Source organism: Pseudomonas violetae (assembly GCF_023072615.1).
Taxonomy (GTDB): domain Bacteria; phylum Pseudomonadota; class Gammaproteobacteria; order Pseudomonadales; family Pseudomonadaceae; genus Aquipseudomonas; species Aquipseudomonas violetae.
The window spans coordinates 220,855-232,139 of record NZ_JAKNRW010000003.1 but is presented as its reverse complement, the minus strand read 5'-3'; the positions used below and the strand labels follow the sequence as shown (position 1 = coordinate 232,139).

Sequence of the window (11,285 nt, the reverse complement as noted above, 5' to 3'; positions counted from 1 at the left end):
GATTGCCACTACTTATTGTGGCAATATAGTGGCGATTGGCTGCCCTGGGGAGGGACACAATGCGAGTTACATGCAAATGCGGAAACAAGGGTTTGATTCGGGACAGCAAAAAGCATTCACCGGATTTCGTCACGCTCTACTGCCTATGTTTGGACGTGGCGTGCGCGCATAGCTGGGTTGCGCATCTGACGTTTTCTCACACGGTGAGTCCATCGGCTCAGACCTACGAAAGGATGCTGCTTGATCGCTTGAGGGATCTGCCTAGGGAAAAACAGCGGGAGCTGTTTGAGCAGTTGGGTTCACAGGCGGCGGGGTGAGGTGCAAATCGCCGACTCAAAATCGCCGGCGATCAATTACATGTGGGTTAGGAACCGACTGGTTCCTCTTCTGGATGGGTCGCCAAGACCTCCGACATCCGGCGCAAATGAACTTGTTCCTGTTCATTCAACAGACGATACAACCGAATGAGACGACGTTCGATTTTGGTCAGGCTAAGCCATTCAAAGTCGGTGGTTTGGGGGCTGCCAAAGTCGTTTTTCGTGCGATCCAACATGCTTACTGCTCCATAAAGTGCATTGCTGAATCGACGTTATCGGGGCAGGAACAGGCTTTAGTAATGGGGGCGACGAATGTCATACATGGTTTGTTACAAGTTAATTCCGCGATTCGGCAGCATCATCAGCCAGCGCTTTCAGAAAACGGCGAATGGCTTTTTGATCATCAGCCGGGATGCTTCGGTACTGCTTCAAAAGACTTTCTTCTTCGGCGTTTATATCCTCGATCGGCGCTGGCGTGCGGTCCCCCGTTATCACGTACAACACGTCAATTCCTGCTGCAGCTATCGCACTGAGATACGCACTGTCGGGTCTGCGCTCGTCTTTCTCGTAGCTGCCTTGAGTGTTGCGATTTACCCCTCCGATCTGGGCCAACTCCTCCTGTTTGAGACCTAATCGATTTCGTTCTTCGCGCAAGCATTCGCCTGCACTCAACGTCGAGAATTCTCCGGACGCACAATTTTTCAAGCTCAGATCCTTTACAAGACCAAACAATTGGGCATAATCAGCATCGTATGAACACGAATGCACACAAACGCACACGAGCAAACACTATGCCCGCCACCCTTACACCCGATCAAGCCCGTGAGGCCCTTGATCACAAAGGAATGAGCATCGCGGAGTTCTGCCGTACTCATTCGTTAAATAAGAATTTGGTCAGCGACCTTTTGAACGGTCGTAAAAAAGGTCGCCGTGGGGAGGCACATCGCGCCGCGGTATTGCTTGGTATCAAAAACGGCGTAATCGAACAGTAATGGCACTGAGCCACAGGGAAAAGCAGAACATGAAAAGTTCAGTTCTAAAGACTCGCCGGGAAGTTGTCAGCGCCATTATCTGTAGTTATCCAGGTGGACGGGAATGCGCTGCGGCGCGCATAGGTTTGGCGCTGAAAAAATTCGACAACCACGCCTACGAAAACAACAGCAGTCGCCCGCTATCAGACGCCCAGCTTTACCAGTTGGAACAGGAAGCTGGCACTCAGCATTTCCCAAACTACGTTGCAGCAATGTACGGCGGTTTGTTCGTGCCTGTGGCAGATCCGGAGAGCCTGGACAACGTCGAGATGTACACCCTTTCCGTGAACGTTGCGGCCAAACGCGGATGTGTTGACCAAGAGATTGCAAAGGCTTTAGCGGATGGCTGCATTTCCGAGACCGAAGCCGAACACATCCTCAATGCCCACAACCTGCACATGGCAGCACGTCACGCCGAAGTGCGCGCAGCCATCGACCTGTACCGCAATAAATCAGGGGGTGCTCAATGAACCATCTGCCTGCGGTACTTGAATACCAAGACGTGCTCAAAGCCGCTGCGCTCGCATTTCTGGAGCGCCACCAATGCGAGCATCTGGGCGACGATCAGCAGTTGTTTGATCGTGCAGTGCAGCACCTGGTAACCGACTACGACGTCTTGACGACCACCGCCGAAAAGCTCGTTCACCTGGCGTGCAGCGATATGTCAGCGATCCGCGATCGGCAGCGATTGGACATGGCCAGCAGCACGTCGACGCACACAGTCATCATCGATCCCGCCACCGGTAACGCTTGGGCTGTTCCTGTCAGCCTGATCTACGAACGCATTCTCAACGCACCGGACAACGGTCGTTTCCGCATAGCCGCACCGTAATACCCACCCACTGAATCGCCCGTCCCGCCGCTGTGGGTTTGGGTGAGCTGCGCCCGGAATAGAGGTTTGACGATGGAAAACGCCATGAACATCAACGCAAAACTGACACCAGGTCAGGCCCAAGCGCTCTTGGCCAACCTGCGCGAGCAATACCGTCTCAGCCTCAATGACCTCTGGTACGCGGATCAGTACCGAATGATTCCTGATGGCTTGCGCCACGGATCCATTCTGGCCAACAGCCCTGTGATGGCTGCCCAGAAGCACCTGATCGGCGCCCTAACCCAAAGCCTCGGCCTTAGCCTCAAGGCAGTGAAGTAATTATGAGAGACGATCTGCGTCACGACGTTCTGCAGCGCATCGAGTCCGAATTTGGCCTCAAACACCGTGCGCCCACCAATTACATGCGTGGAGGGACTTGCCCCAAGTGCAACAAAAAAGAGCTGTACACCCGTTTCGACAGTCCGTGGCAGCTCATCTGTGGACGTCAGGAAAAGTGCGGTCACACGGTGCACGTCAAAGAAATCTACGACGACCTCTTTGAAGATTGGAGCAAGCGTGTTCCCGCTACCGATAGCGCTCCAACAGCGACCGCGCGTGCATACCTTGAGTTTGCCCGTGGTTTCGATATTTCATTGATCGGCGGTTGGTTCACACAGGAAACGTACTATTCGTCCCAGCACAACGCTGGCAGCGCGACGGTGCGCTTTGCCTTAGAGAAAGGCGGCTATTGGGAACGCTTGATCGATAGGCCCTCGCGCTTCGGCAAAATGAAAGCCCGCTTTAAGCCGGGTGAGTCCTACAAAGGCGTGTGGTGGTGCCCGCCGTGCGTCGACGTGCTCGAGGCGAAAGAGATCTGGATTGTCGAAGGGATCTTCGACGCACTTGCCTTGGTACACCACAATATTGCCGCCGTATCAGCAATGTCTTCAAACGCCTTCCCGGCCGACTCTCTGCAAGCCTTGGTGGCGGCTCGCCCAGGTAACCTGCCAAAGCTGGTTTGGGCGCTGGATAACGAACCAGGTGCACACGCCTACACCAAGCGTTGGGTCCGCATGGCCCGTGAACTGGGCTTCACCTGCGAAGCAGCCCAAATCCCCCAACGGGATAACAGAAAGGTCGACTGGAACGATCTGCACCAGCGCTGGCAATTCCTGGACGAAGGCGAGAAGCGTGATGCTCAGGTCGACAAAGACATCACCACCGCCCGGCACCACGGTGCCCTACTGATCGCTGAGAACGCCACTGAGAAGGCCTTAGTGATGTTCGATTGGAAGCGCCGCAGCGAATTCCACCTGGAGTTCGGCAACCGCTTGTACTGGTTCAAGCTCGACCTTGAGAAGTACAACAAGGCGATCCAGGAGCTCGAGGACAGCGACCACCACGATGACCAGCAACTGAACAACAAACAGATGCGCTCCAAGGCCATGCAACAGTGCGGCGCGCTGCAGCGCATCGCCACCTGTAACCCAAAGGCCCTGTACTACCAGGAAAACAAGCTCACCGACGAGTCCTGGTACTACTTCCGGATCACGTTCGCCCACGATGCTGCACCGATCAAGAACACCTTCACCAGCTCGCAGATCGCCTCTTCGGCAGAGTTCAAGAAGCGCCTTCTCGGGATCGCCCCGGGCGGGATGTTCACTGGTACCACTCAGCAGCTGGACGCCTTCATTGAGGAGCAAACCGACGCCCTCAAGACCGTCCAGACCATCGACTTCACCGGCTACACCCGTGAGCACAGTGCGTACGTCTACGGCGACGTGGCGGTGCGCGATGGGAAGGTGTTCAAGCTGAACGAAGAGGACTTCTTCGACATGGACCGGCTGAGCATCAAAACCCTCAGCCAGTCGGTGATCCTCAACCTGAACACGGATCTGGAGAAGTTCGACACCGAGTGGCTGGACATCATCTGGCAATGCTTCGGAGCCAAGGGTCTAGTCGCCCTCGCCTTCTGGTTCGGCTCGCTGTTCGCCGAGCAGATCCGGCAGCACCAAAAAAGCTACCCCTTCATGGAAATCATCGGTGAGCCAGGCGCCGGTAAGTCCACGCTGATCGAGTTCCTATGGAAGCTCTGCGGTCGTATCGACTACGAGGGTTTCGACCCAACCAAGGGCACTCCAGTTGCTCGAGCACGTAACTTCGCCCAGGTCGGCAATTTGCCTGTGGTGCTGATCGAATCAGAGCGGGAAAAGACTGATGGCAGCCAAACCAAACAGTACGACTGGGACGAACTGAAAACCGCCTACAACGGCCGCAGCGTCCGCTCCACCGGTGTGAAGAACAACGGCAACGACACCCGCGAGCCTCCTTTCCGTGGCGCTGTGGTCATCGGTCAAAACCACGCGGTGAACGCTTCCGAACCGATTCTGCAACGCCTGGTGCACATCGCCATGACGAAGGACGGGCAGACGCCACAAACCAAATTGCTGGTGGAAAAGCTCGAGCGTATGCCGGTCGACCGCGTCAGCGGCTTCCTGGTCAAGGCCACCATGATGGAAAGCAAGGTGATGGAGACCGTCCGCGAAAAGGGGCCCAAATACGAACAGCAGCTGCTTGCCTTGCCCGAAATCCGCACCGTCCGGATCGCGAAGAATCACGCCCAGCTGCACGCCCTAGTCGACGCCCTGGTTCACGTTGTCCCCCTGAAAAAACACCAGGTGGATGCGGCTCACGCCGAGATCCAGAGCATGGCCAAGGAACGCCAGCTGGCGATCAACGCTGATCACCCGATCGTCGTCGAATTCTGGGAACTGTACGAATACTTGAACAGCACTGCAGGTGGGCTCAACCACTCCCGCAATGACGGACTAATCGCGGTGAACCTCAACGACTTCGCCAAGGAAGCCGCTGAGAAACGCCAGAAAGTCCCGGACTTGACCGAGCTCAAGCGCCACCTGAAAACAAGCAAGTGCCCCAAGTTCATTGAGACCAACAGAAACGTCTGCTCGGCATGGGATACCGATGCTGCCGACAAACCGAAAACCGTGCGGTGCTGGATTTTCCAGGCTGCCTGACATCATCAAGGGAAGAAACACAGATGAAAAGGCGCGATCAATTCGCGAAAACCACCCAATGACGAAAAAACTGGATCGATTCATGAGGGAAAGAGAAGTGTTGGACGTAACCTCCTTTTCCAGAACCACGCTCTGGCGGGAAATCAAACGCGGTCGATTCCCTAAGTCGGTTGTAATTTCGGCAGGGCGCGTCGGATGGCGAGAGTCGGCGATCGAAGCCTGGCAAGTCAATCCTGGAAACTGGCAAGGTAATGCCAACATCGAGGCCGCATAAGCGGCCTCATTTACACGCGTATTGTGATCCAAAGTGAAGTGTTATTTAGCCTTTCAGGAGACCATCTGTATCTAGCCAGAGATCTAGTGACGCAGTGAGATCGTTCCAGAAAGAATTCAACTCATCTATTGATGCCTTCCGCACCCATGCTTGATCCAAATGTTCGAACACGTCACCTTGAGGGGTTGCCACAAGTGAGCCAAAAGCGGCGTCATCGAGAAGTGTCGCTGATATGAACTGCGTCACCTGGCTCACGATCCCTAAAGCTTCGATCACCTCGTGATAGTTAGCCTGTACAGGAACGCCAGAGGCTCGCTTCTCTGGATGTGCAAACACCTTATCCGCCATAGTGCAAACCTTCTTTACCACATCGGAATTCAACATCGCTTTGAGCCGATCGAAAATCTCCGCCGATATTGGTTGAGACCTCCCGGCTTTGCGTCTGCCGTCAGCTATCGAGTCGAAAATATCGTGGCGCAGCTTCGAGTTAAAACCAGCATCAGGCCCCGTTGTTGAAATCCAAGTGGCTTTCCCAAGAGACTTTGGATCCCGCGCAGCCAAGCGGCGAAGCTCAGCCGCTTCGTGATCATAAGAAAGTCCGTCGTAGCAGACGAACATTTCCCTCGAAATAAGATGCTTATTGGCTTCCAGGTCCAATAGGACCCGCTTTATCGAGTTTGAGTCCTTGTGATGGTCTACCAATCTACGAATGCCAAGCGCCGCAATGTGAGCGTAACCATCGACAATGAGATTCCACATTGCGCCGTTTACCTTCCTCTCGCTCTCGATCCTTCGAGCTTCGTTTAACGCATGAAAGACAGCTGAATTCCATGTCAACTGGTGTATCTGGTTTGCGATCGAGTTCTCAGCAGAACCCCGAATGGCCTCTAAACACTTACTCCGCAGTTGCCTGTAGTGGTCTAACGCTTTCTGCCGTGACTTATCGACATCACACTGATCAACCGGATAAAGATAATTTTCGATTGGCATCTCACTCATCCTAAGAATTCACTTTTTCAGCGCGTTGAACCATCCACTCTTATCGACCCGACTCCAAATTCAGCGCAATAACATTTTTTTGCAGCCACTGTGCCCAACGTTGAAGCCCTCGCTGTTTTTCCGGAAAATAGCCGTAGCGATCATAATGTTTTGAAGAAACGTCATTGAAAGCATGACCTTGAATTCTGTCCCGAAGCTCCTTGGTAATCCCAGCCGCACCCATCAAAGTTTTACAGGTACGACGCAAGTCCCGCAGGGTAAAGGGTCCATTGAATTTGTCCGGATGCCGGCTGCATAGTTTGGTCACCGCACGTGACAGTGAGTTGGCGTGCAGGGAACTGTCGGGCACTTTGCCCTCGAACGGGTAAACGCTCGTAGCATTGATTTCATCCATGGCCTTCAGGCTCAGGCGCATGAGCTTGTTGTAGGGCACGACGTGCAACGAGCGTTCGCCTTCCGCCGCACGACCTTTCTTGTTGCGAATGATCATGTGGTCTTTCAGATAGTGGCGACGCTCGGTCGCGAGTAACTGCTCCGGACGCTGCCCACCAGAGGCGATCAGAAACTTAATCAACTCTGCTGTGACCACGCTCAACTGTTCAGGCAGCATTTGCCAAAGGTGGGCAAGCTCCGTGGAGGATAGGGCTCGGTCGCCAGGCTGCTCCCAGTCAGCCTGAACCGGGACGCTGGCCACCGGATTACTTTTGACTCCAAATTTCACATCGTCTTTATGGTAGCTGCGCGGATTGAACTCCTGCTCCAAGGCAACTTGGAACGCCGCGTGCAGCTGTGATCGAAGCCGATTACAGTAGGTGGTCACACCATTCGCGATCATCTTGGCGATGATGTCTCGGATTTCACCTGGGCCGATTAAAACAGCCGGAAGCGTTACCAAATTCGGAAAGGGTTCAGAAACGTAACGCTTGAAAGACCACTTCACATCCTCAGCGGAAGCAGCGCCCTCACCCGTCAGCTTGGTGATGTAACCGTTCATCACTTCCTGAAAGGTGCCCGCCGCGATCACGACTTCCTTTTCAGCGCGGCACAGATCCCTGGCGTCAGCTAAACCGAGTGTTGGCCAAGTACCAAGCTTGCTCTTGATTTTCTTGCCGCTGCTGTATCGCTGGAAGTAGAACTCCTTTGTCCCGTTCGGACGCACTCGCAGAAACAGCACACCCTCACCACGGGCTGTACGGCCATCCGAGACTGTGTATTCCTTTTCCGCAGGCTTCATTGCCTTGATTTGTTTCTCTGTGAGCATTTGGGGGCCGTAGCTGGGGGCTGTATGACTGAAATATGGGGTAAACCGATGAAACAAACTGAAATCGTGAGTCCCCCTTTAACCCTTTTAGTACGGGGCTATTCGGAACATAAGCATACAACCGGCGCCCAAATGAAACACCACCCGCCCAAGATTCCCAAGCTGATAACGAGGGTTCGATTCCCTTCACCCGCTCCACTCAGATTTCGCTCTCACGTTGGTTGTTGACGGGGGATGCAGGTACAGAAAACCGGCCTTTATGGCCGGTTTTTTTATTTCCACAGATTCCCCGGCACCACACTCGGACACCTGGATAACCAGGCGCCCAAGCGCAGCACCCACCTCAATCAGTCCGTCTCAAGCGTATAGCTCTTGCTCACAAACAACCCCGCGAACAACGACTTGTCTTCCTTGAAGCTGTACGCCTCCTTGAACTTGCCATCGGCAACCAGCTTCTGCGCAATCGCGCATTCCGAGTCGCTGTGCTGCTTGGCCTTGGCGCCGAAGTCGTTCTGGAACGTTGACAGGCCCGCCGCTGCACAGTAACCGGCGAATTCCTTCTGCTGGGTCGTAGCCTGGTATTCGTCGAAGCCATCCTTGAGCTCATCAAAGCCTTTGTAGGTCAGCGAGTAGCTGGCGACCTTGGCTTTGCGCGCGAAGTTGCCAACGGCTTCGGCGATGACGGTCTGCCCGGTGGAGGTGCTGTAGGCGCCGACGATGAAGCCACTGAACACTGCCTTGAGTTGTTCCTGGACGTCGTCCAGCGGCGGGATCGAGGCGAATGAGGCTTCGCGTACGATGCGCCCGACTTCGCTGCCGTCGTTGCGGTGCACTACCACGAATTTCATCGAACCTTCGCCGTCATCGGAGCGCTTGAGGGTGAAATCCAGGTCGACCTTGGTGCCGATATCGCCGGTGGCACCGCTGATGAAAGCACCGGTGAACGGCAGGCGGGCCACCATGTTGCTGCCCCACGAGAAGTTTGAGCTGACGACGCGACCGTATTGATCGACCTCAGCGCGCGGCTGGATTTCGTCGGCTACTTCCGACACCAGCACCACATCGCCGCCTTTTTGCGAGAGGTAGGGATTGCTCATGTCAAGGCCCAGCAACTGGACGTGGATCTCACCGTCCTTGCTGTCGCCGGAGCGGCTGACCTTGAGCGCGTCTGCCTTGAGGTACACGCCACCCGCTTTACCGCCACCTGTGGTGGACGTGATCAGGTAGCGGGACCAGGCGGCCAGGCCGCTTTCCGCCGTATTGCCGTTGAGACCGGCAAGCATGCCCATCATGCTCTTGAGGAATTTGTCAGCGCCATTGGTATTGCCGGCGACCAGGCGGATCTCCGGGGCCTCCACGGTCAGGTTGCCGGACCAGAACGAATAGGACACGTCCCCTTCGTTCAGCACGTTCTCAAGGAAAAACTGTTCCTTGAGTTCGTCGTAATAACCCAGGGTTTCCTTTTTTCCGGCGCTGGACAGCATCGAGCCGGCAATGCCGAGGATCACGACGCCGGCAGCCGCGGCGGCGATGATGATTTGTTTCTTGTTCATCGATTTCATATTGGCGTGGCCTTACTGAATTTGGGCGGAAGCTTGCTGCCAAGCCGTCACGTAGCGCTCGGAGACTTCCGGCGTCCAGCTGAAGTCGATGCCAGCGTTGGGAAATTCCTTGGCCAGCACGGCACCAAACGACACGCGGTCGGCGCAGTGGTCCTGCTTGCAAGCTTGCGGGGTGCCGGCGGCGTAGACGCGGAACGTCGGGATGGCGCGGCCGTCTTCCAGGGGCAGGTAAGGCGTCATGTTCGCGGCATGGATCACGTACCACTGATCCTCCAACTCGACATCGGCCTGGACCCGGCCCTTGCGCGGGAAGTCGATTTCGTAGAAGTCGCCGCGTTTACCGGTGACGTGAATCATCATCGGCACCGCCGAGGTCGAGGACGACGGGTCGAGCATGGTCATGGGTGCGGCGAACGCCACCTTGATCCCGGCCATCTGCGCCAGCGCTTCGGTCTCGCGGCCCTTGAACGCGGTCATGCCGTCCTTGAGCTGCTCGTAACGGGCGAGTACGCGGTTGTGCAGTTCAGCCATCTGTTGCTGCTGGCGACGGGCTTCACGCAGGCGAGTCTCCTCGCGACGCTGGGCGTAGTTGGTGCCTTCACGTGCATCGAAGTAGAACTCGCCACGGTTTTCACCCATGCGATTGCGGACGATTTTGTCCTTGTCGTCATTGGAGTAGCCGGACGCCGGGTAGAGGGTTTCCAGGTTCTTGGCGATGAACAGGTTCGACAGGTCGACGGTGGTTGGCGAAGTCGCCTTCACCAGTTGATACACCTCGAGCACCGCGCGTTTGTACTCCGCCGGATCGAGGGCGAAGCTTTCGTCCGCCGTGATTGCGACGTAGTAGGGGTTGCCGCTGAAGGGCGACAGGATGCGATAGGTGGAACGCTGGTAAGCCAGGTACACCTTCATCCCGCGCGCCGGGATTTCGCCGAGCTGGAACAGCGCCTGGTCAGCGTTGTGGCTGAGGAAGGACAGCGACTTGCCTTTGACGGCGGCGCTGATGGAGTGGCTGAACATCAACCCGCTCGGGTGTACATAGGTGCGCGACCAACTGTCCCCGCGATAGGTGTTGGGGATCGACCAGCGCAACTTGTCGAACGCGCCTTCGGCATAACCGGAGATGCCACAGGGCATCGCTGGCGTGGAGGCGAAGGCAAAACTTGGGTCGTTCTCGTCGATTGCAGTTTTGCTGATCAGCCATTTGCAGCCGCTGGCGTCGGTGATGCTGACGAGGTTCTTGTTGGCCAGGACCAGTGAGCGGCCGAGATCGGTGGTCTGCACGGCAGCGACGGCTGCTGGCGATGCGACGGGGGCTGCGGGGACGGCTTGTGGGGCTGGAGCAACAGCGACAGGTTCAACTGGAGCGGGAGCTGGCGCTGGCGCTGGAGCAACAACCACTGCAACAGGGGCAACAGGGGCAACAGGTGCTGCAACGGGTGCTGGCGGTGCAACCACCACTGGCGCCTCAACCACCGGTGCAACCTCTGCCGGAACTGCTGCAACCGGAGCGGGAACCTGTGCCAGCGCCGGCGCCGCAGCGACTGCAACCGGAGCAGGAGCAGCAGCCGGTACCGGTGCCAGAACTGCTGCAACCGGAGCAGGAACCGGTGCCGCCGCCACAGCAACAGGCGCTGCCACCGGCGCAGGCGCAACAGCCAGCGTCGCTATCCCCAGGTTGCTCGCATTGCCCGCACCCGAGGCATAAACCACGCCCTTGGCATCGACAGCTTTCCAGCTGACTTTCGCCTGGGGGCATTCCTGTCCGAGAATGAAAGGCAGCTTGCTCAACAGACCATTCAACGGCTTTTGATCATCCCAGGTGGGACGCTGCATGGTGATGGCGATTTCCGGCTGGCACCAGGTGGTGGCTTCGCCGTTGACGACAACGTGGATCTGCTCGGTTTTCGAGAAGGCAATCTCGTGTGCAAAAGCTTGCGGCGCAAGGCCGCAAGCACTCATCACAGCGAGCGCGAGTGCGCGGTTTTTCATGGA

The 11,285-nt window shown here is 56.3% G+C and carries 13 protein-coding genes; 7 read left to right on the top strand and 6 right to left on the bottom strand.

Going from position 1 to position 11,285, the window contains the following annotated elements; all coding sequences use genetic code 11:
- Nucleotides 1–59 precede the first annotated feature (59 nt).
- Nucleotides 60–317 carry an ogr/Delta-like zinc finger family protein gene (locus L9059_RS05445; RefSeq protein WP_247288949.1) on the top strand — a complete coding sequence of 86 codons (258 nt, stop codon included), beginning with the start codon at nucleotides 60–62 and terminating at the stop codon, nucleotides 315–317.
- Between the two features lie 47 nt (nucleotides 318–364).
- On the opposite strand, the gene L9059_RS05440 is transcribed toward L9059_RS05445, so the two are convergent.
- The gene (locus L9059_RS05440; protein ID WP_247288948.1) at nucleotides 365–553 is read right to left on the bottom strand and encodes a hypothetical protein; all 189 of its coding nucleotides are present in this window, start codon (nucleotides 551–553) and stop codon (nucleotides 365–367) included.
- A gap of 100 nt (nucleotides 554–653) precedes the next feature.
- Nucleotides 654–971 (bottom strand): helix-turn-helix domain-containing protein, encoded by a 318-nt coding sequence (locus L9059_RS05435; RefSeq protein ID WP_247288946.1) that lies wholly within the window; start codon nucleotides 969–971, stop codon nucleotides 654–656.
- 137 nt (nucleotides 972–1,108) lie between these two features.
- Here L9059_RS05435 and L9059_RS05430 point away from each other — a divergent pair, with 137 nt between their 5' ends.
- The 6 genes from L9059_RS05430 to L9059_RS30705 all read left to right on the top strand — a co-directional run bounded on the left by L9059_RS05430 (nucleotide 1,109) and on the right by L9059_RS30705 (nucleotide 5,468).
- The gene (locus L9059_RS05430; protein WP_247288943.1) at nucleotides 1,109–1,309 is read left to right on the top strand and encodes a DNA-binding protein; all 201 of its coding nucleotides are present in this window, start codon (nucleotides 1,109–1,111) and stop codon (nucleotides 1,307–1,309) included.
- A gap of 29 nt (nucleotides 1,310–1,338) precedes the next feature.
- Nucleotides 1,339–1,818, top strand: a complete 480-nt coding sequence (locus tag L9059_RS05425; protein ID WP_282615375.1) for a YmfL family putative regulatory protein — start codon at nucleotides 1,339–1,341, stop codon at nucleotides 1,816–1,818.
- On the top strand, nucleotides 1,815–2,180 hold the full coding sequence (locus L9059_RS05420) for a hypothetical protein (RefSeq protein ID WP_247288930.1): 366 nt from the start codon (nucleotides 1,815–1,817) through the stop codon (nucleotides 2,178–2,180). The genes L9059_RS05425 and L9059_RS05420 overlap by 4 nt, the downstream gene beginning before the upstream one ends.
- A gap of 72 nt (nucleotides 2,181–2,252) precedes the next feature.
- Entirely contained in the window at nucleotides 2,253–2,498 is a 246-nt protein-coding gene (locus L9059_RS05415; RefSeq protein ID WP_247288928.1) for a hypothetical protein, read from the top strand.
- A 2-nt stretch (nucleotides 2,499–2,500) separates the two neighbouring features.
- Entirely contained in the window at nucleotides 2,501–5,194 is a 2,694-nt protein-coding gene (locus tag L9059_RS05410) for a toprim domain-containing protein (protein ID WP_247288926.1), read from the top strand.
- The gene (locus L9059_RS30705; RefSeq protein WP_345894264.1) at nucleotides 5,142–5,468 is read left to right on the top strand and encodes a helix-turn-helix transcriptional regulator; all 327 of its coding nucleotides are present in this window, start codon (nucleotides 5,142–5,144) and stop codon (nucleotides 5,466–5,468) included. Before L9059_RS05410 ends, L9059_RS30705 begins: the two co-directional genes overlap by 53 nt.
- A 45-nt stretch (nucleotides 5,469–5,513) precedes the next feature.
- Here the strand turns inward: L9059_RS30705 and L9059_RS05400 are convergent, their stop codons facing one another.
- The 4 genes from L9059_RS05400 to L9059_RS05385 all read right to left on the bottom strand — a co-directional run bounded on the left by L9059_RS05400 (nucleotide 5,514) and on the right by L9059_RS05385 (nucleotide 11,282).
- The gene (locus L9059_RS05400; protein ID WP_247288916.1) at nucleotides 5,514–6,458 is read right to left on the bottom strand and encodes an AbiU2 domain-containing protein; all 945 of its coding nucleotides are present in this window, start codon (nucleotides 6,456–6,458) and stop codon (nucleotides 5,514–5,516) included.
- Between the two features lie 49 nt (nucleotides 6,459–6,507).
- Complete coding sequence (locus tag L9059_RS05395) at nucleotides 6,508–7,728, bottom strand: tyrosine-type recombinase/integrase (RefSeq protein WP_247288914.1); 1,221 nt, start codon at nucleotides 7,726–7,728, stop codon at nucleotides 6,508–6,510.
- A 347-nt stretch (nucleotides 7,729–8,075) separates the two neighbouring features.
- Nucleotides 8,076–9,281 (bottom strand): hypothetical protein, encoded by a 1,206-nt coding sequence (locus tag L9059_RS05390; protein WP_247288912.1) that lies wholly within the window; start codon nucleotides 9,279–9,281, stop codon nucleotides 8,076–8,078.
- A gap of 21 nt (nucleotides 9,282–9,302) precedes the next feature.
- A complete protein-coding gene (locus L9059_RS05385; RefSeq protein WP_247288910.1) occupies nucleotides 9,303–11,282 on the bottom strand; it encodes a hypothetical protein in 1,980 nt (659 codons plus the stop codon).
- Nucleotides 11,283–11,285 lie beyond the last annotated feature (3 nt).

Bases quoted from the DNA above. Each gene is read 5' to 3' on its own strand.
- L9059_RS05445 (WP_247288949.1), top strand. From the start codon at position 60: ATGCGAGTTACATGCAAATGCGGAAACAAGGGTTTGATTCGGGACAGC.
- L9059_RS05440 (WP_247288948.1), bottom strand. From the start codon at position 553: ATGTTGGATCGCACGAAAAACGACTTTGGCAGCCCCCAAACCACCGAC.
- L9059_RS05430 (WP_247288943.1), top strand. From the start codon at position 1,109: ATGCCCGCCACCCTTACACCCGATCAAGCCCGTGAGGCCCTTGATCAC.
- L9059_RS05425 (WP_282615375.1), top strand. From the start codon at position 1,339: ATGAAAAGTTCAGTTCTAAAGACTCGCCGGGAAGTTGTCAGCGCCATT.
- L9059_RS05420 (WP_247288930.1), top strand. From the start codon at position 1,815: ATGAACCATCTGCCTGCGGTACTTGAATACCAAGACGTGCTCAAAGCC.
- L9059_RS05415 (WP_247288928.1), top strand. From the start codon at position 2,253: ATGGAAAACGCCATGAACATCAACGCAAAACTGACACCAGGTCAGGCC.
- L9059_RS05410 (WP_247288926.1), top strand. From the start codon at position 2,501: ATGAGAGACGATCTGCGTCACGACGTTCTGCAGCGCATCGAGTCCGAA.
- L9059_RS30705 (WP_345894264.1), top strand. From the start codon at position 5,142: ATGCTGCCGACAAACCGAAAACCGTGCGGTGCTGGATTTTCCAGGCTG.
- L9059_RS05400 (WP_247288916.1), bottom strand. From the start codon at position 6,458: ATGCCAATCGAAAATTATCTTTATCCGGTTGATCAGTGTGATGTCGAT.
- L9059_RS05395 (WP_247288914.1), bottom strand. From the start codon at position 7,728: ATGCTCACAGAGAAACAAATCAAGGCAATGAAGCCTGCGGAAAAGGAA.
- L9059_RS05390 (WP_247288912.1), bottom strand. From the start codon at position 9,281: ATGAACAAGAAACAAATCATCATCGCCGCCGCGGCTGCCGGCGTCGTG.
- L9059_RS05385 (WP_247288910.1), bottom strand. From the start codon at position 11,282: ATGAAAAACCGCGCACTCGCGCTCGCTGTGATGAGTGCTTGCGGCCTT.